The following is a 25,956-nucleotide window of genomic DNA, read 5'->3' on the forward strand; positions in this document are numbered from 1 at the left end:
GCCCGCCCCCGAGGTGCAGTCGGGGACGGGCGCTTCGTCGTGCGGGCCGGCCGGCCCGGCGGACTAGTACGACGCCCGCGAACGGTGCGCCACGTACGCCAGCGTGCCGAGCACCAGCCGGGCCTCCGGCGGGCGGGTCGCCGAGTCCAGGGCGGGCGGGCGCAGCCAGCGCACCGGGCCGAGGCCGCCCCGGTCGGAGGGGGGCGCCGTGATGTACGCCCCCGCGCCGAGGCCGCGCAGGTCGAGGGCGGTCGGGTCGTCCCAGCCCATGCGGTAGAGGAGGCCGTCGAGGTCGGCCGCGGCGCCGGGTGCGACGAGGAACTGGGCGCGGCCCTCGGGGGTGGCGGTCACCGGGCCGAGGGGGAGGCCCATCCGCTCCAGACGGACCAGCGCGCGGCACCCGGCCGGCTCGGCCACCTCGATCACGTCGAAGGCCTGCCCGACCGTCAGCATCACCGCGGCGCCGGGGAACTCCGCCCAGGCCCTGGTCACGTCGTCGAGCGTGGCGCCGGCCGGCACACGTGGCGCGAAGTCCAGGGGATGCGCGCCCGGTGCGCCGCAGTCGGGGCGTCCGCACGAGCAGGCGCCTGCGGCGGCGCGAGCGCCCGGCACCACCTCCCAGCCCCACAGGCCGGTGAACTCGGCGACGGCGGTGCACTCGGACGAGCGACCGCGCCTGCGCGTGCCTGAGCGGATCTCGCGAATGCCGCCGATCGTGAAGCCCATGCCCCCTCCAACGGTCCGGCGCACCGATGGTTACGCAACGGACGTATACCGTGACTCTGCGTACTGTCGCCTTCCCCGTGCCGCCCGATTCAGGCAGCGCCTGGAAGTGCCCCGGGTGGTGTGGTCGGCCACGCGCGCCCCTGAGTGCCTCGCTCCGCCCACTCCCGGCCGTCCTGTGTCAAGTGAATCGCGGACGGGTCGTCGTGAGTTCATTCGAAGGGGTGGCGAATGGTGGCGATTCCGTAATCGCCATGGCTGGACGCGTGATCGTGGGATTACGTTGAGTGTGCGAGGCCCGGGGGCACATGCACCCGTGGGTATGCCGGGGGCAAGTCGGCTTTCCGTTCGAAGGGTGACAACCGCCGGACGGCGGGCGGCACGTACCGGCATTCTGATAAGGCTTGGCGCACTCAAGCGACAAGTGGTCTCAGGGATGGGGGCGTTCCAGTGAGCGGCAACGGCGGAAGCGGGACGGGTGCTGGGAGCGCTGCGCGCGCTGACAAGCGCCCCAACGGGCTGCTCACTTCCTGGTTCGTGCGCAGCGGCTGGTCCAAGGGCGAACTCGCCCGTCAAGTCAACCGCCGGGCACGCCAGTTGGGTGCCAACCACATCTCCACGGACACCTCGCGCGTGCGCCGCTGGCTGGACGGCGAGAACCCGCGCGAACCCATCCCCAGGATCCTGTCCGAGCTGTTCTCCGAGCGGTTCGGCTGTGTCGTCTCCGTCGAGGACCTCGGTCTGCGCACCGCGCGGCAGACACCCGCCGCGACCGGTGTCGACCTGCCCTGGACGGGCCCGCAGACGGTGGCGCAGCTCAGCGAGTTCTCGCGCAGCGACCTCATGCTGGCGCGGCGCGGCTTCCTCGGAACCTCGCTGGCCCTGTCCGCGGGCCCGTCCCTCATCGAGCCCATGCAGCGCTGGCTCGTCCCCTCACCGCCCAGCCCGCAGGAGGACGCGGCGTCCGTGCCGACCAGCCGCGCCCGCGGCCGGCTCTCCCGGCCCGAGCTGGAGCTGCTGGAGTCCACCACCGTGATGTTCCGGCAGTGGGACGCCCAGTGCGGGGGCGGTCTGCGCCGCAAGGCGGTCGTCGGTCAGCTCCACGAGGTGACGGACCTCCTCCAGGAACCCCAGCCCGAGGCCACCGCGCGCAAGCTCTTCAAGGTCGCCGCCGAGCTGGCCCAGCTGGCCGGCTGGATGTCGTACGACGTGGGGCTCCAGCCCACCGCGCAGAAGTACTTCGTCCTCGCGCTGCACGCCGCCAAGGAGGCCGGGGACCGGCCGCTCGGCTCGTACGTCCTGTCCAGCATGAGCCGCCAGATGATCCACCTGGGGCGGCCCGAGGACGCCCTGGAACTGATCCACCTCGCGCAGTACGGCAGCCGCGACTGCGCGGGCCCGCGCACGCAGTCCATGCTGTATGCGATGGAGGCCCGCGCCTACGCCAACATGGGCCAGCCCGGCCGGTGCAAGCGGGCGGTCCGGATGGCCGAGGACACCTTCGCCGACGCGCAGGAGTGGGACGAGCCGGATCCCGACTGGATCCGCTTCTTCTCCGAGGCCGAGCTCCATGCCGAGAACTCCCACTCCTACCGCGACCTGGCCTACGTCGCCGGCCGCAGCCCCACGTACGCCTCACTGGCCGAGCCCCTGATGCAGAAGGCCGTCGACCTGTTCGCCAAGGACTCCGGCCACCAGCGTTCGTACGTGCTGAACCTGATCGGCCTGGCCACCGTCCACCTGCTGCGGCGCGAGCCCGAGCAGAGCGCGGTCCTCGCCGCGCAGGCGATGAAGGAGGCCAAGAAGGTCCGCTCCGAGCGCGTCAACACTCGTATCCGAAAGACCGTCGACACCGCCGTACGCGACTACGGGGACCTCTCCGCGGTCGTCGACCTCACCGACCGGCTCGCCGTCGAGCTGCCGGAGACCGCCGAAGCGGTCTGAACCAGAGAGAACCTCCTGAACCCCGGCCGCGGCCGGCCCTCCCGAACTGCCCGACTCGGCTCCCCCTATGCCAGGTCATCGGAAGGCCGACCGCGGCCGGTTCTCTTCCTTCAGTGAAGGTTGCGCCACGATAACGATCGCCGCGGGCGATATCCGCCAGTTCATCGAGGCGTAACACGCACGGCGCCTTCGTCACGGCCGCGAAACAACGAGGGGCTTCCACCGAAACCGCGCTGCGCCAATCTCGTGGCGCATAACCGGCCCACCCCTCAATCCGCTCAGGCTTCGCCCGCACGGGGCCGTACCTACGACGAGGAGACGCCGATGGCAGCAGCCATCACGCTTGCGGCGGACGCACCCACGCTGTCGTCCGCCAACACAGGCTTCATGCTCATCTGTTCCGCCCTGGTGATGCTCATGACACCGGGCCTGGCCTTCTTCTACGGAGGCATGGTCCGCGTCAAGAGCACCCTCAACATGCTGATGATGAGCTTCATCAGCTTGGGCATCGTCACCATCCTGTGGGTGCTGTACGGCTTCTCCCTCGCCTTCGGCACGGACTCCGGCAGCCTCATCGGCTGGAACTCCGACTGGGTCGGCCTCAGCAACATCGGCCTGACCGAGCTCTGGGACGGCTACACCATCCCGATCTTCGTCTTCCTGGTCTTCCAGCTGATGTTCGCGATCATCACGCCCGCCCTGATCAGCGGTGCGCTCGCGGACCGCGTGAAGTTCAGCGCCTGGGCGCTGTTCGTCGCCCTGTGGGCCACGGTCGTCTACTTCCCGGTCGCCCACTGGGTCTGGGGCGCCGGCGGCTGGGCCTTCGAGCTCGGCGTGATCGACTTCGCCGGCGGTACGGCGGTCCACATCAACGCCGGTGCCGCCGCCCTCGGCGTGATCCTGGTCATCGGCAAGCGCGTCGGCTTCAAGAAGGACCCGATGCGCCCGCACAGCCTGCCGCTGGTCATGCTCGGCGCCGGTCTGCTGTGGTTCGGCTGGTTCGGCTTCAACGCCGGCTCGTGGCTCGGCAACGACGACGGCGTCGGCGCGCTGATGTTCGTCAACACGCAGGTCGCCACCGCCGCCGCCATGCTGGCCTGGCTCATCTACGAGAAGATCCGCCACGGCGCGTTCACCACGCTGGGCGCCGCCTCCGGCGCGGTCGCGGGTCTCGTCGCCATCACCCCGGCGGGTGGTGCGGTCTCCCCGCTCGGCGCGATCGCCGTCGGCGCCATCGCCGGTCTGCTCTGCGCCATGGCCGTCGGCCTGAAGTACAAGTTCGGCTACGACGACTCGCTCGACGTGGTCGGCGTCCACCTGGTCGGCGGTATCGTCGGCTCCCTGCTGATCGGCTTCTTCGCCTCCGGCAAGGGCCAGTCCGAGGTCCAGGGCCTCTTCTACGGCGGCGGCCTCGAGCAGTTCTGGAAGCAGTGCGCCGGCGTCTTCGCGGTCCTCGCCTACTCCCTGGTCGTCTCCGCGATCCTCGCCTTCCTCCTCGACAAGACCATCGGCATGCGGGTCTCCGAGGACGACGAGGTGGCCGGCATCGACCAGGCCGAGCACGCCGAGACCGCATACGACTTCAGCGGTGCCGGTGGCGGCGCCGCCCGCACGACCGCCGTCCCGGCCCCGGTGGCCGACACCGCGAGCAAGAAGGTGGACGCATGAAGCTCATCACCGCCGTCGTGAAGCCCCACCGGCTCGACGAGATCAAGGAAGCCCTCCAGGCGTTCGGCGTGCACGGCCTGACGGTCACGGAGGCCAGCGGTTACGGTCGTCAGCGGGGACACACCGAGGTCTACCGCGGCGCCGAGTACACGGTCGACCTGGTCCCCAAGATCCGCATCGAGGTGCTGGCCGAGGACGACGACGCCGAGCAGCTGATCGACGTCATCGTCAAGGCGGCCCGCACCGGCAAGATCGGTGACGGCAAGGTCTGGTCCCTCCCGGTCGAGACCGCCGTACGGGTCCGCACCGGCGAGCGCGGCCCGGACGCGCTCTGACCGCAGAACAGAACAGGAGTCGCTGGGTGACGAGTACGGACGTGCGGAAAGATGCAGAGGACTCCGGACCCAGCGGCTACGCGGCGGCCCGGCTGCGCCTTCTCACCGAGGGGGCGCGGTCCGGGCCGCCGCGCCGTGCGGCCCTCGCCGAACTCACCGACGGCTGGCTCGCGGAGCTGTTCACCGCGGGCGCCGAGCAGCTGCGGGGCGTGTCCCTGGTCGCCGTCGGCGGCTACGGCCGGGGCGAGCTGTCCCCGCGCAGCGACCTCGACCTGCTCCTGCTGCACGACGGCAACGACCCCAAGGGGGTGGCCGCCCTCGCCGACCGCCTGTGGTACCCGGTGTGGGACCTCGGCCTCGCCCTCGACCACTCCGTGCGCACCCCGGCGGAGGCCCGCAGGACCGCGGGGGAGGACCTGAAGGTCCAGCTCGGTCTGCTCGACGCCCGCCACCTCGCCGGCGACCTCGGCCTCACCGCCGGACTGCGCACGGCCGTCCTCGCCGACTGGCGCAACCAGGCGCCCAAGCGCCTGCCCGAACTCCAGGAACTGTGCGCCGAGCGCGCCGAGCGCCAGGGCGAGCTGCAGTACCTGCTGGAACCGGACCTGAAGGAGGCCCGCGGCGGCCTCCGGGACGCGACCGCGCTGCGGGCCGTGGCGGCCTCCTGGCTCGCCGACGCCCCGCGCGAGGGCCTCGACGACGCGCGCCGCCGGCTCCTCGACGTCCGGGACGCCCTGCATCTGACGACCGGCCGCGCGACCGACCGGCTCGCGCTCCAGGAACAGGACCAGGTCGCCGCCGAACTGGGCCTCCTGGACGCGGACACGCTCCTGCGCCAGGTCTACGAGGCGGCCCGGGTCATCTCGTACGCCAGTGACGTCACCTGGCGTGAAGTGGGGCGCGTCCTCAGGTCGCGCGCCGTGCGACCGCGGCTGCGCGCCATGCTTGGCGGCGGGAAGCCTGTCGCCGAGCGCTCTCCGCTGGCCGAAGGGGTGGTGGAGCAGGACGGCGAGGTGGTGCTCGCCCGCGCCGCGCGCCCCGAACGCGACCCCGTGCTCCCGCTGCGCGCCGCGGCCGCCGCGGCCCAGGCCGGTCTCCCGCTCTCCCTGCACGCCGTACGCCGCCTCGCTGCCACCGTGCGCCCGCTGCCCACGCCCTGGCCCGCCGAGGCGCGCGAGCAGCTGGTCACCCTGCTCGGCTCGGGCCGGCCCACCATCGAGGTCTGGGAGGCGCTGGAGGCCGAGGGTCTGATCACCCGGCTGCTGCCCGACTGGGAGCGGGTGCGCTGCCGGCCGCAGCGCAACGCCGTGCACATCTGGACCGTCGACCGGCACCTCATCGAGACCGCCGTGCGCGCCTCCGAGTTCACCCGCCGCGTCAGCCGCCCCGATCTCCTCCTGGTCGCCGCGCTGCTGCACGACATCGGCAAGGGCTGGCCCGGTGACCACTCCGTGGCCGGCGAGATCATCGCCAGGGACGTGGCGGCCCGCATCGGCTTCGACCGCGCGGACGTCGCCGTCCTCTCCGCCCTCGTACGCCACCACCTGCTGCTGGTCGAGACCGCCACCCGGCGCGACCTGGAGGACCCTGCCACCGTGCGGTCGGTCGCCGAGGCGGTCGGCTCACAGGGCACGCTCGAACTGCTGCACGCCCTGACCGAGGCGGACGCCCTGGCCACCGGCCCGGCCGCCTGGTCGTCCTGGCGGGGCTCGCTCGTCGCCGACCTGGTCAAACGGGTCTCGGCGGTGCTCGCCGGGGACGCCCCCGAGGAGCCCGAGGCCGCCACGGCCACCGCCGAGCAGGAGCGGCTCGCCATCGAGGCGATCGCCACGGGCAGCCCGGTGCTGGCGCTGCGCGCGCAGACCGAGCCGCCGGGCGACCCCGCCGGGGACCAGCCCTCCGGCGACCCCGAACCGCTCGGCGTGGAGCTCCTCATCGCCGTACCCGACCAGGAGGGCGTGCTCCCCGCTGTCGCCGGGGTTCTCGCCATGCACCGGCTCACCGTCCGCACGGCCGAACTGCGCGCCCTGGACCTGCCCTCCGGCGTCGAGGGCTCCGTCCTGCTGCTGGACTGGCGGGTCGCCGCCGAGTACGGCTCGCTGCCCCAGGCGGCCCGGCTCCGCGCCGACCTCGTCCGCGCCCTGGACGGCTCCCTGGACATCGCGACCCGGCTGGCGGAGCGCGACGCGGCCTATCCGAGGCGGCGCGGTGTGGTCGCGCCCCCGCCCCGCGTGACGGTGGCCTCGGCGGCCTCCCGCCTGGCCACCGTCATCGAGGTCCGCGCCCAGGACGCGCCGGGGCTGCTGTTCCGGATCGGGCGCGCGCTGGAGGACGCCGGGGTGCGGGTGCGCAGCGCTCACGTCAGCACGCTCGGTGCCAACGCCGTCGACGCCTTCTACGTCACCGGCCCGGAGGGAGCGCCCCTGCCGGGCGACGAGGCCGCGTCGGTGGCGCGGAAACTGGAGGAGACGCTGCGGGCGTGACCCCGCGGTGACGCCCGTGCCCGCGCCGAGGCATCGCGCGGGTGCGGGGCGCTCCGCCGCGCCGGCAGAGGACGGTTTCCCCGGGGCGGGATGCTCCCCGCCGCCGTGGGGGAGGAGGCCTCCGGTGCCGCTGTGGCGGGTGTGGTCTGTTCGTGTGGCGGGAGGCCGGTGCTTCCGGGGCGCGGCGGTGTTCGCCGGCGTGGGCGTTGTCACGTTCCGCCGGAGCGGGCCGGTGTGTGTGGCCGAGGGTGGGCTGCGTCGGTCTCGTCGACGTGGGGGCGCCGTCCGCCGCCGATGGAGCGGTGTGGTCTGTTGAGTGCCGGAGGCCGGTGTTTCGGCTGTGGCGGGTTTCGCCGACGCGAGGGCTGTCCGGTTTCGGCGGGGGCCGGAGTGCGGCGGGAGGCCGGTGTTTCCGGGCCGTGCCCGTCCTTCCGCCGCGGGTGTGTCGGCCGTCGCCGCCCGGTGAATGCGGCAGGCGGGGACGAATGTCTTGCGCGGCCCGATACCCTGGAAGACGCTCAGACTGCTCCCGACCCCGAGGACCGACGCCGCCGTGTTCGATACTCTCTCCGATCGCCTCTCAGCGACTTTCAAGAACCTGCGCGGCAAGGGACGGCTCTCCGAGGCGGACATCGACGCCACCGCGCGCGAGATCCGCATCGCCCTCCTCGAGGCGGACGTCGCCCTGCCGGTCGTGCGGACGTTCATCAAGAACGTCAAGGAGCGCGCCCTCGGCGCCGAGGTCTCCAAGGCGCTGAACCCGGCCCAGCAGGTCCTCAAGATCGTGAACGACGAGCTCGTCACGATCCTGGGCGGCGAGACCCGGCGCCTGCGCTTCGCCAAGCAGCCGCCGACCGTGATCATGCTGGCCGGTCTGCAGGGTGCCGGTAAGACCACCCTCGCGGGCAAGCTCGGCCGTCACCTGAAGGAGCAGGGCCACTCGCCGCTGCTCGTCGCCTGTGACCTCCAGCGGCCCAACGCCGTCAACCAGCTGAGCGTCGTCGCCGAGCGCGCCGGCGTGGCCGTGTACGCGCCGCAGCCGGGCAACGGCGTGGGCGACCCGGTCCAGGTCGCCAAGGACTCCATCGACTTCGCGAAGTCCAAGGTCCACGACATCGTGATCGTGGACACCGCCGGCCGCCTCGGCATCGACCAGGAGATGATGCAGCAGGCCGCCGACATCCGGGACGCGGTCTCACCCGACGAGATCCTGTTCGTCGTCGACGCGATGATCGGTCAGGACGCGGTCAACACCGCCGAGGCCTTCCGCGACGGCGTCGGCTTCGACGGTGTGGTGCTCTCCAAGCTCGACGGTGACGCCCGCGGTGGTGCGGCCCTGTCCATCCGGCAGATCACCGGCAAGCCGATCATGTTCGCGTCGAACGGCGAGAAGCTCGACGACTTCGACGCGTTCCACCCGGACCGGATGGCCTCCCGCATCCTCGACATGGGTGATCTGCTCACCCTGATCGAGCAGGCGGAGAAGACGTTCAGCCAGGAAGAGGCCGAGAAGATGGCCTCCAAGCTGGCGTCCAAGAAGGGCCAGGACTTCACCCTGGACGACTTCCTGTCCCAGATGGAGCAGGTCAGGAAGATGGGCAGCATCTCCAAGCTGCTCGGGATGCTGCCGGGCATGGGGCAGATCAAGGACCAGATCAACAACCTCGACGAGCGGGACGTCGACCGCACGGCCGCGATCATCAAGTCGATGACCCCGGCCGAGCGCCAGGACCCGACGATCATCAACGGCTCGCGCCGCGCCCGTATCGCCAAGGGTTCCGGTGTCGAGGTCAGCGCGGTCAAGGGGCTGGTCGAGCGGTTCTTCGAGGCCCGCAAGATGATGTCCCGCATGGCCCAGGGCGGCGGCATGCCCGGCATGCCGGGGATGCCGGGCATGGGCGGCGGTCCCGGCCGCGCCAAGAAGCAGCCGAAGAAGGCCAAGGGCAAGCAGCGCTCCGGCAACCCGATGAAGCGCAAGCAGCAGGAGCAGGAGGAGGCCGCCCGTCGCGCGGCGGCCGCCCAGGGCGGTGCTCCCGGCGGCGCCTTCGGCCTGCCGGGCCAGCAGGCCGGCCAGGACTTCGAGCTTCCGGACGAGTTCAAGAAGTTCATGGGCTGACCCGCACCGCGGGAGCGAGCTGCCGAGGGCGCCTTCCTCCGGGGAGGGCGCCCTCAGCGCGTGCCGGGGGCCGGGATGTGTCGTAACGTCCACATATGAGCAATGCGGCGCCGCCACGCAGGGCTCCCGATCAGCCGTGGCGCACCGAAGGCACACCGGACGAGGCGTCGCGGCAGCCCGGTGGCAGAAGAACGCGCGGACGATGGTGGGGGCTGGCCCTCACCGCCGTGATCGTCTTCCTGCTGGCCTACCTGGGGCTGCACTACTTCGGCCGCGGCGACGAGCCGACGATCTCGTACACCGAGTTCAGCCGACAGGTCGACGCCGGGAACGTGGAGAAGATCTACTCCAAGGGCGATGCGATCCAGGGCCAGCTCAAGGAGGCCCGGGACGACCCCGACGGTGGCGGCACGTACACCAGGTTCATGACGCAGCGCCCGGCCTTCGCGGAAGACGACCTCTGGCAGGACCTCAGCCGCAACCGGGTGACGGTGACCGCGCAGCCGGTCGTGCAGGAGCGCGGCCTTGTGGCCAACCTGCTGATCTCCCTGATCCCGCTCGTGCTCCTGGTCGCGGTGTGGATCTTCCTCGCCCGCCGGATCGGCGGGGGACTGGGCGGCGCGGGCGGCATGCTCGGTCGCAAGGCCCCGCCCAAGCCGGTCGAACTCCGGCCGGGCAGGCAGCGTACGACCTTCGCCGACGTGGCCGGCATCGACGAGGTCAAGGGCGAGCTGGACGACGTCGTCGACTTCCTGGAGCATCCGGACGTCTACCGCCGGATGGGCGCCAAGATGCCACGTGGCGTCCTGCTCGCGGGCTCGCCCGGCACCGGCAAGACGCTCCTGGCGCGCGCGGTGGCCGGCGAGGCGGGCGTGCCGTTCTTCTCCGCCTCCGCGTCCGAGTTCATCGAGATGATCGTGGGCGTCGGCGCGTCCCGCGTCCGCGAGCTGTTCGCCGAGGCCCGGAAGGTGGCGCCGTCGATCATCTTCATCGACGAGATCGACACCATCGGACGTGCCCGCAGCGGCGGCGCCTCGGTGAGCGGTCACGACGAACGCGAGCAGACGCTGAACCAGATCCTCACCGAGATGGACGGGTTCTCGGGGACGGAGGGCGTGATCGTCATAGCGGCGACCAACCGGGCCGACATCCTGGACCCCGCGCTGACTCGGCCCGGACGCTTCGACCGCGTGGTCAACGTCTCGCCGCCGGACCGGAACGGGCGCGAGGCGATCCTGCGCATCCACACCCGGGAGATCCCGCTCGCACCGGACGTGGACCTGGCCCAGGTGGCCGGCGTGACACCGGGCATGACAGGTGCGGATCTGGCCAATCTCGCCAACGAGGCCGCCCTCTTCGCCGTGAAGCGCAAACAGGATCAGGTGACCCGCAACGACCTGTCCGAGGCGCTGGAGAAGGTCCAGCTGGGCGCCGAACGCACCCTCGTGATGCCGGAGGAGGACCGTCGGCGCACCGCGTACCACGAGAGCGGACACGCCCTGCTCGGCATGCTCCAGCCCGGCGCCGACCCCGTCCGCAAGATCACCATCGTGCCGCGCGGCCGGGCCCTGGGAGTGACCATGTCGACCCCCGAGGTGGAGCGGTACGCGCACTCGGAGGAGTACCTGCGCGGCCGCATCATCGGCGCCCTCGGCGGCATGGCGGCGGAACAGGTCGTCTACGGGGTCGTCACCACGGGCGCCGAGAGCGACCTCGAGCAGGTCACCGCCATCGCGCGCGGGATGGTGGCCCGCTGGGGCATGAGCGAGCGCGTCGGCCGGCTCTCCGCCCTCCCGAGCGACGCCCAGCAGGCGTACGGACTCGCGGCCGCCCCGCAGACCCTCGACGTCATCGACAGCGAGATGCGCCGCATCGTCGACGCGTGCTACGAGGAGGCGTGCCGCAAACTCCGCGACCACCGCGACCAGCTCGACGCCCTGGCCACGGCGCTGCTGGAGAACGAGACGCTGGAGGAGGCGGACGCGTACCGCATCGCGGGCGTCACGCGGCTGACGAAGGAGGAGGCCCCGCGGTGAGCGGGGGCGCCTAGAGCGTACGGGCGATCAGGTACCGGAACACGTTCGGCATCCAGACCGTGCCGTCCTCGCGCCGGTACGGGTGCAGCGCCTCGGTCACCTCCTTGTCCACCTGCGCCTGGTCCGTCGCGGAGATCGCCGCGTCGAACAGACCGGTGGACAGCAGGCCCCTGAGGGCGCTGTCGACGTCGGCGTACCCGAACGGGCAGGCCACGCGCCCGGATCCGTCCGGCCTGAGCCCGGCCCGCTGGGCGACCTCCTCCAGGTCGTCGCGCAGGGCGGGGCGCCAACTCGCCCCGGAGCGCATCGGTTCGGCCAGTTTGGTGGCGACCCGCAGCACCGACGAGGTGGCACAGCGCTCCGGCGGACCCCAGCCGACGAGCACCACGGGCGTGCTCCGCTCGGTCAGCGCAGTGGCGGCCGTCAGCAACTCGCCGAGTCCTTCGGAGTCCCCCGCGAGACAGCCGATGGGCTCGAAGGCGGTCACCAGGTTGTAGGAGCGCCTCTCGACGCCGGCCGCGTCCTCGGGCGACCCCTCGACGAGCCGGGTGTCCGCACGCGTGCCCGTGTCCGGGGGCTCCGGCAGAAGTCGCCGGCGGGCGAGCGCCAGCCGTTCGGGCGAGGAGGCCTCGACACCGGTCAGGGCGGCGCCTCTGGAGGCGGCCATCAGCAGGGCCAGTCCGGAGCCGCAGCCGAGGCCCAACAACCGCGTGCCCGGGCCCACTTCCAGTCGCTCGTAGACGGCCTCGTAGAGCGGAACCAGCATCCGTTCCTGGATCTCCGACCAGTCACGCGCGCGTGCACCCGGATCCGCGCGGGTCACGGCGCCCGCGTGAGGTAGGTGCTGCCGCACGAGCGTAGGTGTCATGAAAAAGCGCCCCAATCAGCCGAGAGTTGCCGCTGTCGTCGTTCGGGTGGCCCCGTCAGTGCGCCCGCACTCCCCCCGTATGTCAGGTAACTCCCCACTCGACCCTGCGTCCAGGGGTTGCGGAGCGTTGCTTGCGCACATCCCGCGCGTGTGGCGAGATTTCACATCCCGGCAACCTGGAGCCGTACCATCGCGCCATGGCAAAGGCACCCGTTCTCACCCCGCGGGGGGACGACTTCCCGCGCTGGTACCAGGATCTGATCGCCAAGGCCGAGCTGGCCGACAACGGGCCGGTGCGCGGCACCATGGTGATCCGACCGTACGGCTACGGGCTGTGGGAGCGGATGCAGGCGGAGATGGACGCCCGCATCAAGGAGACCGGCACCCAGAACGCGTACTTCCCCCTCCTGATCCCGCAGTCGTACCTCACGCGCGAGGCCGACCACGTCGAGGGCTTCGCGCCCGAACTCGCGGTGGTCACGCACGGCGGCGGCAAGGAACTGGAGGAGCCCGCGGTCGTCCGGCCCACCTCCGAGATGATCATCAACGACTACTTCTCGAAGTGGGTGCAGAGCTACCGCGACCTGCCGCTGCTGATCAACCAGTGGGCGAACGTGGTCCGTTGGGAGCTGCGGCCCCGCCTCTTCCTCCGGACGACGGAGTTCCTGTGGCAGGAGGGCCACACCGCGCACGCCACTTACGAGGACGCCCGCGACTTCGCCTCCCACATCCACCGCGAGGTCTACGAGGACTTCATGGTGAACGTCCTCGCCATGGACGTCGTCCCCGGCCGCAAGACCGCCAGGGAGCGGTTCGCGGGCGCCGTCAACACGCTCACCCTCGAGGGCATGATGGGCGACGGCAAGGCCCTGCAGATGGCCACGAGCCACGAACTGGGCCAGAACTTCGCCAGGGCCTTCAACACCTCGTACCTGTCGAAGGACGGCACGCAGGAACTCGTCTGGCAGACCTCCTGGGGCTCGACGACCCGCATGATCGGCGCCCTGGTGATGATGCACGGCGACGACGACGGGCTGCGCGTCCCGCCGCGCCTGGCGCAGGTCCAGGCCGTCGTCCTGGCGATCAAGGGCGACGACGCGGTTCTGGCCACGGTCCGCGAGCTGGGCGACCGGCTCAAGGCGGCCGGCGTCCGGGTCCAGGTCGACGACCGCACCGATACGCCCTTCGGGCGGCGCGCGGTCGACTGGGAGCTCAAGGGCGTGCCCGTACGGATCGAGATCGGTCCGCGCGACCTGGAGAACGGCACGGCGATGCTGGCGCGCCGCATCCCCGGCGGCAAGGAGCCGGTGGCGCTGGACGCGCTGCCCGGCCTGCTCCCCACGATCCTCGAGGAGGACCAGGCGCTGCTGCTGCGGCAGTCCCGAGAGCGCCGCGAGTCCCGTACGACGGACGTGTCCACGATCGAGGAGGCCGTCGAGACGGCCACCGCCGGCGGCTGGGCGCGCATCCCCTGGGCCACCCTCGGCGAGGAGGGCGAGGCCAAGCTGGCCGACCACGCGGTGACCGTACGCTGTCTGGTCGCGGAGGACGGGTCGGTGCCGGAGGACGGCGACGCGCCCGGTAACGTCGCGATCGTCGCGCGCGCCTACTGAGACGGCGCCCGTCGGCCCGAGAGCGACCGAAACACCTCTTGCGCCCTCGCGGAACATCCGTACCCCGGCGCGCGGACCTCGTCCACGCGCCGGGCACGGGGGTGGGCCGAAAGGCCTCGGTTGCGGATGGCGGTGGGAGACGGGGGGCGTACGGCGAACTACGCACCACCTTGGGCGGAGCTGTGAGGCTTCTCCGCAGATCAGCGCACCCGCCCTCGTCAGGACGCATCAGCGGCAACTGACGGGTACGTGCAAATTATTTGGGATGCCCCGGAATCGGAACACAGCGGCACCCCCGCTCGTTGTCATTACGTGAGCACGACACAGACACCACCTGTTCTCGCCGCAGAGCTGGCACAGGCGTGGGCCGACATTCAGCGGTACCACCCCGAGCTGCCGGACCTTGCCGCGCCAGAGTCCCTGATCGGGGAGTCGTCGTCCGCCTGCGGTCACGAGCTCTCCTTCGAGCGACTGCTCCATGAGGCAGTCCACGGGATCGCCGCCGCCCGCGGCGTCCGCGACACCTCCCGCGCCGGCCGCTACCACAACCGCAGATTCCTCGCGATCGCCGAGGAGCTGGGCCTGGACCACCCCGAGGAACCGCACCCCAGCAGCGGCTTCTCGCTGGTCACGCTCAACCCCGAGGCGAAGCGGCGCTACCGTCCGACGATTGACCGCCTCCAGCGGGCCCTCAAGGCCCACATGGCGGCCACCTCCGCCGAAACCACCCGCGCCTTCCGCGGCCCGGCCGCCCGCCACGGCTCCTCCGGAGGCGGCGTCCGCGTCAAGGCCGTCTGCGACTGCGGCCGCAACGTCCGGGTGGTGCCGTCCGTCCTGGCCCAGGCCCCGATCGTGTGCGGGGGCTGCGGGAAGCCGTTCCGGATCCCCGAGGTCATGGGCGCGGCGTAACGTCATCCGCCCGCACACCGGCATCTCGTGGCTGCCGGTTCGGGGTCCTTCCGGACCGTCGCGGGGACGTTGCGCGTGACACGAACGGGGCGCCTGCCGAGGCGGCTCGCACGGCCCGAGCACCGCGCGCCCACTGGGGGCGCGCGCGGTGCTCGGTCGTCATGCCCGCACGCGTGGGCTGGGCGCGGCGGGCGCGTTGCTCGCGGCCACCGTCCGGCCGCGGCGTGCCGCCCTGGTGGACGCGGTAGTCGCCGACGCCCTTGCCCTGCGCGTGCTCGGCGGTGCGGTCCCGCTGCGGGGCGCCGCGGCCTGTCGGCGCCCGCCGTGGGGGCGTGCGGCCGTGCTTCCGTGGCGTGCGTGCGGCAGGGGCGCAGTCGGGCGCGGCTGCTGTGCGCGTGTGCCGGGGTGGCCGGGTGTTTCCCGGTGGCTTGGCGCTTCGTGGTGGCCTGGCGCTCAGTGGTGGCGGGTGCTTCACGGTGCCGCCGTGGCGCTGCGTTCCCCAGGCTCGGTCGCGGTACCGGCCGCGCGGGGCGCCGTGTCGTTCGGTGGTGTCCGCGGCCCTCGTGCGTGTGGAGGCGCCCTCGTATGTCCGCCCGGGGACTGCTCACCCCCTCGGCCGAAGGCGCTCCGCAGGGTGTGGCACAATGGCTAGCTGTACTCGACAGCCGCACAGGACCCCTCTCTCCTCCGGCTGACGCGTCCATCGGGCACTCGGGTACCGCAACCCCACGCGGCATGCTCGCCGTGCCCAACCACGTCAAATCCAGGAGAACCCACTCCCGTGGCAGTCAAGATCAAGCTGAAGCGTCTGGGCAAGATCCGTTCGCCTCACTACCGCATCGTCGTCGCCGACTCCCGCACCCGTCGTGACGGCCGTGCGATCGAGGAGATCGGCAAGTACCACCCGACGTACAACCCGTCGGTCATCGAGGTCGACGCGGAGCGCGTGGCGTACTGGCTCGGTGTCGGCGCCCAGCCGACCGAGCCCGTGCTCGCCATCCTGAAGAAGACCGGCGACTGGCAGAAGTTCAAGGGCGAGCCCGCCCCGGCTCCGCTGCTGGTCGCCGAGCCGAAGAAGGCGCGCCCGTCGTTCGAGGCCCTGGGTGGCGAGGACGAGGGCAAGGGTGAGGCGATCACCCAGAAGAAGAAGGCCGAGAAGAAGGACGAGGCGGCCGCCGAGTCCTCCGAGTCGACCGAGGCCTGAGCAGCATGCTCGAAGAGGCGCTTGAGCACCTCGTGAAGGGCATCGTCGACAACCCTGACGATGTGCAGGTCGCCTCGCGCAACCTGCGCCGCGGACGCGTGCTCGAGGTCCGGGTCCACCCGGACGACCTCGGCAAGGTGATCGGCCGCAACGGCCGCACCGCACGCGCCCTGCGCACCGTCGTGGGCGCCATCGGCGGCCGCGGTGTCCGCGTCGACCTCGTCGACGTCGACCACGTCCGCTGACGCTTATCGCAACCGGCTCGGGCCGGGGAGGGCCACTGGGCCGTCCCCGGCCCGCAGTCGTTGAGACAGTCACGACGACAGTACGACAGGAGATCTTCGAACAGTGCAGCTCGTAGTCGCACGGATCGGCCGCGCCCACGGCGTCAAGGGCGAGGTCACCGTCGAGGTCCGCACCGACGAGCCGGAACTGAGGCTCGCCCCCGGCGCCGTACTGTCCACGGACCCCGCTTCGGCCGGTCCGCTCACGATCGAGACCGGCCGGGTGCACAGCGGCCGTCTCCTCCTGCGCTTCGAGGGCGTCGCCGACCGCAACGCGGCCGAGGCCCTGCGCAACACGCTCCTGATCGCCGAGGTGGACCCCGAGGAACTCCCCGAGGGCGAGGACGAGTACTACGACCACCAGCTGATCGACCTCGACGTGGTGACCGAGGACGGCGTGGAGGTCGGCCGGATCACCGAGATCTCGCACCTGCCCTCGCAGGACCTCTTCATCGTCGAACGGCCGGACGGCACCGAGGTGCTGATCCCGTTCGTCGAGGAGATCGTCACCGACGTCGACCTGGAGGAGCAGCGGGCGGTCATCGACCCGCCGCCCGGCCTCATCGACGACCGCGCCGTGATCGACTCCTCCCGGGACGAGGACGCATGAGGCTCGACGTCGTCACGATCTTCCCCGAGTACCTCGACCCGCTGAACGTCTCCCTGGTCGGCAAGGCACGCGCGCGTGGACAGCTCAACGTCCATGTGCACGACCTGCGGCAGTGGACGTACGACCGCCACAACACCGTCGACGACACCCCGTACGGCGGGGGCCCCGGCATGGTCATGAAGACCGAGCCGTGGGGCGACGCCCTGGACTCCGTCCTCGCCGACGGTTATGAGACCGGCGCGCACGCTCCCGCGCTCGTGGTCCCGACCCCCAGCGGCCGTCCCTTCACCCAGGAACTCGCCGTCGAACTCTCCGAGCGCCCCTGGCTGATCTTCACGCCGGCCCGCTACGAGGGCATCGACCGGCGCGTCGTCGACGAGTACGCCACCCGCATACCGGTCTACGAGGTGTCCATCGGCGACTACGTCCTCGCCGGCGGCGAGGCGGCCGTGCTCGTCGTCACCGAGGCCGTGGCCCGGCTGCTGCCCGGGGTGCTCGGCAACGCCGAGTCCCACCGCGACGACTCCTTCGCCCCCGGCGCCATGGCCAACCTCCTGGAGGGCCCCGTCTACACCAAGCCGCCCGCCTGGCGCGGCCGGGAGATACCCGAGGTGCTGCTCAGCGGCCACCACGGGAAGATCGCCCGCTGGCGCCGCGACGAGGCCCTGAGGCGTACGACGGCCAACCGGCCGGACCTGATCGAGCGCTGCGACCCCAAGGCCTTCGACAAGAAGGACCGTGAGATGCTCTCCATCCTGGGCTGGGAGCCCGACCCCGAGGGGGAGCCGCACGGGCGATTTTGGCGCAGGACCGAGGGCGTGGAAGAATAGGCCGCTGTTGTGCGCCGTCCGGTGTGCGCCCCTGCCACAGGGGGAAACGACGCCCGCCCCGACGCGCACGACTCTCACCCAGAACCTCTAGTTCCGTTGATGACCTGTGGCATCAGCGAAGAAAGCAGACGAAATGTCTCACCTGCTCGACTCCGTCGACGCCGCGTCGCTGCGCAGCGACGTCCCGGCCTTCCGCCCGGGTGACACCGTCAACGTCCACGTCCGCGTCATCGAGGGCAACCGCTCCCGTGTGCAGCAGTTCAAGGGCGTTGTGATCCGCCGCCAGGGCGCCGGTGTCCGCGAGACCTTCACGGTCCGCAAGGTCTCCTTCTCCGTCGGCGTCGAGCGCACCTTCCCGGTGCACACCCCGATCGTGGAGAAGATCGAGCTCGTCACCCGCGGTGACGTGCGTCGCGCCAAGCTGTACTACCTGCGCGAGCTGCGCGGCAAGGCCGCGAAGATCAAGGAGAAGCGCGACAACTGAGCGCGCTCAGGGGTTCAGAGCGGGGCCGGATAGCATCGGGCCCCGATGGACACCGAAGCACAGCCGACGGAGCGCGACCGCTCCTCCCACCCTTCCGACTCCGGGGACGCCCCGGCCGCGGAGGGAGCGGAGGAACGGTCGCGTTTCGCGTTGGTGGCAGGGATCACGAACTGGCTCCCAGGCGGCCGGTTCAGCCTCACCCTGTTGATCTGCCTGCTGTTTCTGCTGCTCCTCAACGCTTTCGTGGCCAAACCGTTCCAGATTCCCAGCGGATCGATGGAGAACGGATTGAGGATCGGTGACCGCGTTCTCGTAAATAAGTTGGCGTACCGTTTCGGTGCCGAGCCGCGGCGCGGCGAGGTGGTTGTGTTCGACGGCACCGGGTATTTCGGGGACGCCGACTACATCAAGCGCGTTGTGGGTGTAGGCGGAGACCACGTGGTCTGCTGCGACGAGGAAGGGAGGCTCCAGGTGAACGGCCGGCCGGTCGACGAGTCGACGTTCCTGTTTCCGGGTGACAGCCCGTCCACGGTGACCTTCGACGTGGAGGTGCCCGAGGGCGCCCTGTTCGTCCTCGGCGACCACCGCAGTGCCTCCAGCGACTCCCGCGACCACCTCGGCTCACCCGGCGGCGGCATGATCCCCGTCGGCCGGGTGATCGGCCGCGCCGACTGGATCGTCTGGCCCTACGCCCATCTCACCCGCCTGCACCGCCCGAGCGCCTACGCGCGCGTGCCCGCGGCGGACGCCTCGCCGGAAGCGGCGCGGCCCGCGAAGAACGCGGCGGGCGCCCATGGGTAACCGCGGCAAGCCCCGCGGCGTGCCCAGCAGTGCCGCGGACAACCTCCTGCCCACCGGTGTGCGGCGGGCCGCCGGCCCCTCCGGCGGCCGCACGCGCGCTGAACGGCGCAAGCTCCAGCGCAAGGTCAAGCGCAAGCGCAGGCGCAGCGCCGTCCGGGAGATCCCGCTCCTCGTCGGCGTCGCCGTCCTCATAGCACTGGTCCTGAAGACCTTTCTCGTGCAGGCCTTCGTGATCCCGTCCGGCTCCATGGAGCAGACGATCCAGATCGGCGACCGTGTCCTGGTGGACAAGTTCACCCCCTGGTTCGGCTCCAAGCCCGAGCGCGGGGACGTCGTCGTCTTCAAGGACCCCGGCGGCTGGCTGCAGGACGAGCAGACCACCGTGAAGAAGGACGACCCCGTCGTCGTCAAGCAGGTCAAGGAAACGCTCACCTTCATCGGTCTGCTGCCGTCCGACGACGAGAAGGACCTCATCAAGCGGGTCGTCGGCGTGGGTGGCGACCGCGTCCAGTGCTGTGACACGCAAGGGCGGGTCACGGTCAACGGCGTTCCGCTGAACGAGGCCGACTACCTCTACCCGGGGAACGCCCCCTCCAGCACCCCGTTCGACGTCACCGTCCCCCAGGGGCGGTTGTGGGTGATGGGCGACCACCGGGACAACTCGGCGGACTCCCGCGCCCACCAGGACACCGACTACGGCGGAACCGTCTCCGAGGACGAGGTGGTGGGACGCGCCATGGTCATCGCCTGGCCCCTGGGCCACTGGAACACCCTCAAGGAACCGCAAACCTTTTCTTCCGTGGCCGACTCGGCGGTCGGCGCGGCCGCGTCCCACGAGACGTCGCATAGGGTTGCTTCCGACGATCCGAACGGAACGATCCGACTCCCGAGCCCTGCGGAACTCCCGCTCGTTATGGGAGTGGTGGGCCTGCGTCGTACCTGGGGCAGGCAGCGGCACAGAGTAAGGAGTTGGCGTGGGGGATGTGGCGGTTGGCGCACGGTCCGGGCACGGCGGCGAGGAGCACCGCGGACGTCCCGTGGATGCGGCCGGCCCGGGTACGGACGACGCCGTGACCTCCGGGAGTGACTCCCCGGTGGCCGGGGGCGACGGCCCCGGTGACGGGCAGCCCCCCGGGACGGGGCCGGGGCCGGACGACGGGACCCCTGGTGCGAAGAAGCAGCGCTCCTTCTGGAAGGAGCTGCCGATCCTGATCGGCATCGCGCTCGTTCTCGCGCTGCTGATCAAGACGTTCCTGGTGCAGGCGTTCTCGATCCCCTCCGACTCGATGCAGAACACCCTGCAGGAGGGTGACCGCGTCCTCGTCGACAAGCTGACCCCGTGGTTCGGCTCCGAGCCCGAGCGCGGTGAGGTCGTCGTCTTCCACGACCCGGACAACTGGCTCGCGGGGGAGCCCACCGCCGACCCGAACGCCATCCAGACCTTCCTCAGCTGGATCGGCCTGATGCCGTCCGCGGAGGAGAAGGACCTGATCAAGCGCGTGGTCGGCGTTGGCGGCGACACCGTCTCCTGCAAGAAGACGGGCCCTCTGACGGTCAACGGCAAGGCGCTGAACGAACCGTACGTGTACCCGGGCAACACCCCGTGCAGCATGGACGACTCGGGCGGCCAGTTCACGGTAAAGATCCCCGAGGGCTACATCTGGGTCATGGGCGACCACCGCCAGAACTCGCGCGACTCCCGCTACAACCAGTCCGACAAGAACCACGGCATGGTCCCCGTCGACAAGGTCGTCGGCCGTGCCATCGTCAAGGCCTGGCCCATCAACCGCTGGGGCACGCTGCCGGTGCCGGACACCTTCGACCAGGACGGGCTGAACACCGGGGCCGCCGCCTCCACCGCCCTCACGGTCGCCCCGGAGGGTCTCGCCCTCGCCGGCGTCCTCCCGGTGGCCCTGTGGCGCCGCCGGCGCGCGCAGGCGGCCCAGGCGCGCTGACCCCGGCCACCCGCTCGGCAAACCCTTTCCCATTTGCGGCCACGGCCGGGGAGGAAGGGCTGACCCGGCTCGGTACCGCCGGGTAGGGTGCGGATCCATGGGTGGCGAGAGCACGACGCGTACGGCCCCGCGAAGCGGTGGCACCAGCGGTGGCCCGGCGGGCAGCCGGACCGGACAGCGCCTGTCCGGTGCGGCCGTCGCGCTGGGCCTCGTGCTGTTCCTGGGCGGCTTCGGCTGGGCCGCGCTGATCTACCGGCCGTACACCGTGCCCACCAGCTCCATGGCCCCGACGATCGACGCCGGCGAGCGGGTGCTGGCCCAGGTGGTGGACGGCGACGAGGTGCGCCGCGGGGACGTCGTGGTCTTCACGGACAAGACCTGGGCGAGCAACGCCCCCGTGGTCAAGCGGGTCGTCGCGGTCGGCGGCGACACGGTCTCCTGCTGCACGGACGGCAAGCTGACCGTCAACGGCAAGCGGATCGAGGAACCGTATCTGCCCGAGGGCACCCTCGCCGAGATCAAGAACTTCCCGACCGTGAAGGTCCCCGAGGGCCGGCTGTTCCTGCTCGGTGACGAACGCCAGGGCTCCCTGGACTCCACCGCCCACCTCACGGACGCGGCCGGCGGCACCGTCGCGCGCACCGCCGTCAAGGCCCGCGTCGACGCCGTCGTCTGGCCCATGAGCGGCATGCTGAAGCGTCCCACCGGCTTCGAGACGCTCGGCACCCTCTCCCGGCCGGGGCCGCTGCCGACGATCGGCTGGCTGATCGTCGCCGGCGCGGTCCTCGTCCTCGGCGGCGGCGCGTACGGCCCGATCGCCAAGCGTGCCTCCCGCCGTCCCCGCCCGGAGCCCGCCGGTGTCCGCTGAGACGACGGACGTGAGCGCCGACCTCTCCGAGGGCGCGCTGCGCAAGGTGGCCCGGGTGGTCCTCCTCGATCCCGAGGACCGCGTTCTGCTGCTGCACGGCCACGAGCCGGACGATCCGGCCGACGACTGGTGGTTCACGCCCGGCGGCGGTGTGGAGGGCGACGAGACCCGTGAAGAGGCCGCGCTGAGGGAACTCGCCGAGGAGACGGGCATCACCGACGTCGCACTCGGCCCGGTGGTGTGGCGGCGGACGTGCTCCTTCCCGTTCGCGGGCCGCCGCTGGAACCAGGACGAGTGGTACTACCTGGCCCGTACGAGCGTGACGGCGACCGGGGCCACCGCCCTGACCGAGCTGGAGCGGCGCAGTGTCGCCGGAGCGCGCTGGTGGACGTGTCAGGAACTCGCCCGGGCACATGAGACGGTGTATCCGACCAGACTCGCCGAGCTGCTGAGCAGGCTGCTCGACGAAGGTCCCCCGGCCGGCCCCGTAACCCTTGACACGGAAATCGTCTAGCGGCTCACGGGACTGGCGCACAATGGGGGGATCGCACGGCTGAAGGGGAACATGCCATGAGCGCCGAGGACCTCGAGAAGTACGAGACCGAGATGGAGCTGAAGCTCTACCGGGAGTACCGCGATGTCGTCGGTCTGTTCAAATACGTGATCGAGACCGAGCGGCGTTTCTACCTGACCAACGACTACGAGATGCAGGTGCACTCGGTCCAGGGCGAAGTGTTCTTCGAGGTGTCCATGGCGGACGCCTGGGTGTGGGACATGTACCGGCCGGCTCGGTTCGTGAAGCAGGTGCGGGTACTCACGTTCAAGGACGTGAACATCGAGGAGCTGAACAAGAGCGACCTGGAGCTTCCGGGCGGCTGAGCCGACCCCCTGTGGGTGACGGAGTTGTCCACAGTCGCCGAGTTGCGCACCAAGATCCTTTCCGGTGCCGTGAATGCGTGAACGTGGGCGCCGGAGGTGGTGCCGACATGAACACGGATCTGGCACGAGGCGCACTCGGCAAGTACGGCGAGGAACTGGCCGCCCGGCGGCTGGCCGAAGCCGGGATGACGCTCCTGGGGCGCAACTGGCGCTGCGGCAGGAGCGGCGAGATCGACATCGTCGCGCGGGACGGCGACGTCCTGGTCGTCTGTGAGGTCAAGACCCGCCGGGACGGTGGTTTCCAGCACCCCATGGCGGCGGTGACGCCGGAGAAGGCGCGGCGCCTGCGCGACCTCGCCGAGCGGTGGATCGAGGCGCACGGGGGCGCCCCGCCCGGCGGCGTCCGCATCGACCTGGTCGGCGTCGTGCTGCCCCGCCGCGGGGCCGCCGTGGTCGAGCACGTGCGGGGGGTGGCCTGAGATGGGGTTCGCACGGACCTGCTCGGTGGCGCTGGTCGGCGTGGAAGGGGTCGTGGTCGAGGTCCAGGCGGACCTGGAACCCGGGGTCGCGGCCTTCACCCTGGTGGGGCTGCCGGACAAGAGCCTGAGCGAGAGCCGGGACCGGGTGCGGGCCGCCGTGGTCAACTCCGGCGGCGAGTGGCCGCAGAAGAAGCTCACCGTCGGGCTCAGCCCCGCGTCGGTGCCCAAGGCGGGCAGCGGTTTCGATCTCGCCGTCGCCAGCGCGGTGCTGGGCGCGGCCGAGCGGATCGACCCCAGGGTGCTCGCGGACATCGTGATGATCGGAGAGCTGGGCCTCGACGGGCGGGTGCGGCCCGTCCGGGGCATCCTGCCCGCGGTGCTGGCCGCCGCCGACGCAGGCTACGAGCAGGTGGTCGTACCCGAGTGCGCCGCCGCCGAGGCCTCGCTGGTCCCGGGCGTCTCCGTGCTCGGCGTGCGCAGCCTGCGGCAGCTGATCGCCGTCCTCGCCGACGAGCCCGTGCCCGACGAGGACCCGGACGACGAGGGCCGGCCCGATCCGCTCATGGCCGGCCTGCGGATGCCCGGGACGGCCGCGGCCACCGGCATGCACAGCGCCGGCGCCGCCCAGCAGGACCACGGGCACGACCTCGCGGACGTCGTGGGCCAGCGCTCGGCGCGGACGGCGGTGGAGGTGGCCGCGGCCGGCGGACACCACCTCTTCCTGGAAGGGCCACCGGGAGCCGGCAAGACGATGCTCGCCGAGCGGCTCCCGGCCGTACTGCCCCGGCTCGGCCGGGAGGAGTCCCTGGAGGTCACGGCGGTGCACTCGGTGGCCGGGCTGCTGCCGCCCGGCAAGCCGCTGATCGACCTCCCGCCGTACTGCGCCCCGCACCACTCGGCCACGATGCAGGCGCTCGTCGGAGGCGGCGCCAACATCGCCCGCCCCGGCGCCGTGTCGATGGCTCACCGAGGGGTGCTCTTCCTGGACGAGACCCCGGAATTCAGCAGCCGGGCCCTGGACGCCCTGCGCCAGCCCCTGGAGGCCGGGCACGTCGTGATCGCGCGCAGCGCGGGCGTGGTGCGGTTCCCGGCGCGGTTCCTGATGGTGCTCGCGGCCAATCCCTGCCCCTGCGGTCGCTTCTCGCAGCGCGACACCCTCTGCGAGTGCCCGCCCTCGGCGATCCGCCGCTACCAGGCCCGGCTCTCCGGGCCGCTGCTGGACCGGGTCGACCTGCGCGTCGAGGTGGACCCGGTCAGCCGGACCGAACTCGCCCACCGCGGGCCCGGAGGCGAGTCCACGGCGGTCGTCGCCGACCGCGTCCGGGCCGCCCGGGAACGCGCCGCGGCCCGACTCGCCGGCACCCCCTGGCGGACCAACGGCGAAGTGCCGGGGCGGGAGCTGCGCAACCGCTGGCATCCCGCGATCGGCGCCATGGACGAGGCCGAACGGAACCTGGAGCGGGGCGTCCTCACCGCGCGTGGGCTGGACCGGGTCCTGCGCGTCGCCTGGACCGTCGCCGACCTCCTCGGCCACGACCGGCCCGACGCCTCGGACGTCGCCCTGGCGCTGCAACTGCGCACCGGAGTGCCACGCGGGGTGCCGATGGCCCTTGGAGCCCTGACATGACCGGCGCCGCCGAACCGGACGAGGAACGGCTCGCCCGGGTCTTCCTGGCCCGGGTCCTCGAACCCGGTGACACGGTCGGCGGGCAGTGGCTGCGGGAGCGCGGGATCGCCGAGGTGGTGCGGCGGCTTCAAGGCCAGGGGGAGCCGCTTCCCGGGGTGACCGCGCGGCGGTGGGCCGGACTGCGCGCCCGGGCCGAGCAGGCCGACCCGGCCCGCGACCTGGCCGACGCCCGAGCGGCCGGGGTGCGGTTCGTCTGCCCCTCGGACGCCGAGTGGCCCGGGCCGCTGGACGACCTCGGCGACGCCCGCCCCCTCGGCCTGTGGATCCGGGGCCGGCCCAGCCTGCGGATGTGGGCGCTGCGCTCGGTCGCGGTGGTCGGCGCCCGCGCCTGCACCGAGTACGGCGCCCACATGGCGGTCACCCTCGCCGCCGGCCTCGCCGAGCGCGGCTGGGTGGTGGTCTCCGGCGGTGCCTACGGCGTCGACGGCGCCGCGCACCGGGGCGCTCTCGGCGCGGGCGGCGCCACCGTCGCCGTCCTCGCCTGCGGGGTCGACCGGCCCTACCCGCGCGGCCACACGGGACTGATCAACCGGATCGCGGAACAGGGCCTGGTGGTGGGGGAACTGCCACCGGGCGACCACCCGACACAGAGCAGGTTCGTGCTGCGCAACCGGGTGATCGCCGCGCTCACCCGGGGCACGGTCGTCGTCGAGGCCGCCCACCGCAGCGGCTCGCTGGTCACCGCCCGGGCGGCGCAACGGCTGGGACGGCACACGATGGGAGTACCCGGGCCGGCCACCAGCGGCCTGTCGGCGGGGGTGCACGAGCTGTTGCGGGAGGAGGCCGTGCTGGTCACCGACGCAGCGGAGGTCGTGGAACTGGTCGGCGACATGGGGGAGCTGGCTCCGGAGCGACGCGGACCGGTGCTGCCGCGCGACCTGCTCGAACCGGGCGCCCGACGGATCCTGTCCGCCCTCCCCGGCCGCCGGGCCGCGGCCGTCGACGAGATCGCCCGCGAGGCCCGGACCACCCAGGACGACGCGATCGCCAGGCTGTACGAACTCAGGGCACTCGGTTACGTCGAACGACATGACGACGGCTGGAAGTTGACACGCCAGGCGATGGTCTCCGTTCGAGGGAGAGGACGCTCGTGTTGACCGACGGGGTTCGGCCGTCCGGGGGAACGCCGAACCCCTTGGAAACACCCGCAGTTGACGCGCTCGGCCGGGCGGCGGCGGCG

24 protein-coding genes are annotated in these 25,956 nt (G+C 71.8%); 22 read left to right on the forward strand and 2 right to left on the reverse strand.

Annotated elements, in window-relative coordinates:
- Window positions 1-63: 63 nt before the first annotated feature.
- Window positions 64-726: a bifunctional DNA primase/polymerase gene (locus ACIHAR_RS11655; protein WP_365460499.1), complete on the reverse strand. Its 663-nt coding sequence runs from the start codon at window positions 724-726 to the stop codon at window positions 64-66.
- A gap of 447 nt (window positions 727-1,173) precedes the next feature.
- On the opposite strand from ACIHAR_RS11655, the gene ACIHAR_RS11660 reads away from it, so the two are divergent.
- From ACIHAR_RS11660 to ftsH, 6 genes are all read left to right on the forward strand, one after another.
- Window positions 1,174-2,667, forward strand: coding sequence for a hypothetical protein (locus ACIHAR_RS11660; RefSeq protein WP_400018790.1), 1,494 nt, complete (start codon window positions 1,174-1,176; stop codon window positions 2,665-2,667).
- A gap of 324 nt (window positions 2,668-2,991) precedes the next feature.
- A complete protein-coding gene (locus tag ACIHAR_RS11665) occupies window positions 2,992-4,335 on the forward strand; it encodes an ammonium transporter (RefSeq protein ID WP_365460505.1) in 1,344 nt (447 codons plus the stop codon).
- Entirely contained in the window at window positions 4,332-4,670 is a 339-nt protein-coding gene (locus tag ACIHAR_RS11670) for a P-II family nitrogen regulator (protein ID WP_003997576.1), read from the forward strand. Before ACIHAR_RS11665 ends, ACIHAR_RS11670 begins: the two co-directional genes overlap by 4 nt.
- Window positions 4,671-4,696: 26 nt before the next feature.
- The gene (locus ACIHAR_RS11675; RefSeq protein WP_400018793.1) at window positions 4,697-7,153 is read left to right on the forward strand and encodes a [protein-PII] uridylyltransferase; all 2,457 of its coding nucleotides are present in this window, start codon (window positions 4,697-4,699) and stop codon (window positions 7,151-7,153) included.
- 553 nt (window positions 7,154-7,706) lie between these two features.
- Window positions 7,707-9,269 carry a signal recognition particle protein gene (gene ffh, locus ACIHAR_RS11680; protein ID WP_365460511.1) on the forward strand — a complete coding sequence of 521 codons (1,563 nt, stop codon included), beginning with the start codon at window positions 7,707-7,709 and terminating at the stop codon, window positions 9,267-9,269.
- A gap of 95 nt (window positions 9,270-9,364) precedes the next feature.
- Window positions 9,365-11,305 (forward strand): ATP-dependent zinc metalloprotease FtsH, encoded by a 1,941-nt coding sequence (gene ftsH / locus ACIHAR_RS11685; RefSeq protein WP_365460514.1) that lies wholly within the window; start codon window positions 9,365-9,367, stop codon window positions 11,303-11,305.
- Window positions 11,306-11,315: 10 nt separating this feature from the next.
- Here ftsH and ACIHAR_RS11690 read toward each other — a convergent pair whose 3' ends face one another.
- Window positions 11,316-12,173 (reverse strand): SAM-dependent methyltransferase, encoded by an 858-nt coding sequence (locus ACIHAR_RS11690; RefSeq protein ID WP_400018795.1) that lies wholly within the window; start codon window positions 12,171-12,173, stop codon window positions 11,316-11,318.
- A 197-nt stretch (window positions 12,174-12,370) separates the two neighbouring features.
- Between ACIHAR_RS11690 and proS the strand changes: the two genes are divergently transcribed.
- The 16 genes from proS (at window position 12,371) to dprA (ending at window position 25,873) form a co-directional block, all read left to right on the forward strand.
- Window positions 12,371-13,786 carry a proline--tRNA ligase gene (proS, locus tag ACIHAR_RS11695; protein ID WP_400018797.1) on the forward strand — a complete coding sequence of 472 codons (1,416 nt, stop codon included), beginning with the start codon at window positions 12,371-12,373 and terminating at the stop codon, window positions 13,784-13,786.
- 312 nt (window positions 13,787-14,098) lie between these two features.
- Window positions 14,099-14,695 (forward strand): hypothetical protein, encoded by a 597-nt coding sequence (locus tag ACIHAR_RS11700; RefSeq protein WP_365460523.1) that lies wholly within the window; start codon window positions 14,099-14,101, stop codon window positions 14,693-14,695.
- Window positions 14,696-15,476: 781 nt separating this feature from the next.
- Complete coding sequence (gene rpsP, locus ACIHAR_RS11705) at window positions 15,477-15,899, forward strand: 30S ribosomal protein S16 (protein ID WP_365460526.1); 423 nt, start codon at window positions 15,477-15,479, stop codon at window positions 15,897-15,899.
- 5 nt (window positions 15,900-15,904) lie between these two features.
- Window positions 15,905-16,144: an RNA-binding protein gene (locus ACIHAR_RS11710; RefSeq protein WP_003973401.1), complete on the forward strand. Its 240-nt coding sequence runs from the start codon at window positions 15,905-15,907 to the stop codon at window positions 16,142-16,144.
- Window positions 16,145-16,247: 103 nt separating this feature from the next.
- Complete coding sequence (rimM, locus tag ACIHAR_RS11715) at window positions 16,248-16,793, forward strand: ribosome maturation factor RimM (protein WP_400018800.1); 546 nt, start codon at window positions 16,248-16,250, stop codon at window positions 16,791-16,793.
- Window positions 16,790-17,623 carry a tRNA (guanosine(37)-N1)-methyltransferase TrmD gene (trmD, locus tag ACIHAR_RS11720; RefSeq protein WP_388753272.1) on the forward strand — a complete coding sequence of 278 codons (834 nt, stop codon included), beginning with the start codon at window positions 16,790-16,792 and terminating at the stop codon, window positions 17,621-17,623. Before rimM ends, trmD begins: the two co-directional genes overlap by 4 nt.
- Window positions 17,624-17,756: 133 nt before the next feature.
- Window positions 17,757-18,107: a 50S ribosomal protein L19 gene (rplS, locus tag ACIHAR_RS11725; RefSeq protein ID WP_020128707.1), complete on the forward strand. Its 351-nt coding sequence runs from the start codon at window positions 17,757-17,759 to the stop codon at window positions 18,105-18,107.
- Between the two features lie 45 nt (window positions 18,108-18,152).
- Window positions 18,153-18,908, forward strand: a complete 756-nt coding sequence (gene lepB / locus ACIHAR_RS11730) for a signal peptidase I (RefSeq protein ID WP_400018803.1) — start codon at window positions 18,153-18,155, stop codon at window positions 18,906-18,908.
- Window positions 18,901-19,995 (forward strand): signal peptidase I, encoded by a 1,095-nt coding sequence (lepB, locus tag ACIHAR_RS11735; RefSeq protein ID WP_365460541.1) that lies wholly within the window; start codon window positions 18,901-18,903, stop codon window positions 19,993-19,995. Before lepB (ACIHAR_RS11730) ends, lepB (ACIHAR_RS11735) begins: the two co-directional genes overlap by 8 nt.
- Complete coding sequence (lepB, locus tag ACIHAR_RS11740; protein ID WP_365460544.1) at window positions 19,883-20,863, forward strand: signal peptidase I; 981 nt, start codon at window positions 19,883-19,885, stop codon at window positions 20,861-20,863. The genes lepB (ACIHAR_RS11735) and lepB (ACIHAR_RS11740) overlap by 113 nt, the downstream gene beginning before the upstream one ends.
- Window positions 20,864-20,960: 97 nt before the next feature.
- Entirely contained in the window at window positions 20,961-21,731 is a 771-nt protein-coding gene (gene lepB / locus ACIHAR_RS11745; RefSeq protein WP_365460547.1) for a signal peptidase I, read from the forward strand.
- Window positions 21,721-22,245 (forward strand): NUDIX hydrolase, encoded by a 525-nt coding sequence (locus tag ACIHAR_RS11750; protein ID WP_365460550.1) that lies wholly within the window; start codon window positions 21,721-21,723, stop codon window positions 22,243-22,245. Before lepB (ACIHAR_RS11745) ends, ACIHAR_RS11750 begins: the two co-directional genes overlap by 11 nt.
- Window positions 22,246-22,301: 56 nt before the next feature.
- Window positions 22,302-22,610, forward strand: a complete 309-nt coding sequence (locus ACIHAR_RS11755; protein WP_003965949.1) for a DUF2469 domain-containing protein — start codon at window positions 22,302-22,304, stop codon at window positions 22,608-22,610.
- A gap of 77 nt (window positions 22,611-22,687) precedes the next feature.
- Window positions 22,688-23,089 carry a YraN family protein gene (locus ACIHAR_RS11760; protein WP_365460553.1) on the forward strand — a complete coding sequence of 134 codons (402 nt, stop codon included), beginning with the start codon at window positions 22,688-22,690 and terminating at the stop codon, window positions 23,087-23,089.
- 1 nt (window position 23,090) lies between these two features.
- Entirely contained in the window at window positions 23,091-24,716 is a 1,626-nt protein-coding gene (locus ACIHAR_RS11765) for a YifB family Mg chelatase-like AAA ATPase (protein WP_365460556.1), read from the forward strand.
- On the forward strand, window positions 24,713-25,873 hold the full coding sequence (dprA, locus tag ACIHAR_RS11770; protein ID WP_365460559.1) for a DNA-processing protein DprA: 1,161 nt from the start codon (window positions 24,713-24,715) through the stop codon (window positions 25,871-25,873). Before ACIHAR_RS11765 ends, dprA begins: the two co-directional genes overlap by 4 nt.
- Window positions 25,874-25,956 lie beyond the last annotated feature (83 nt).

Origin of the sequence: Streptomyces sp. NPDC052016, assembly GCF_044548445.1 — a bacterium.
In the GTDB taxonomy this organism is placed as follows: domain Bacteria; phylum Actinomycetota; class Actinomycetes; order Streptomycetales; family Streptomycetaceae; genus Streptomyces.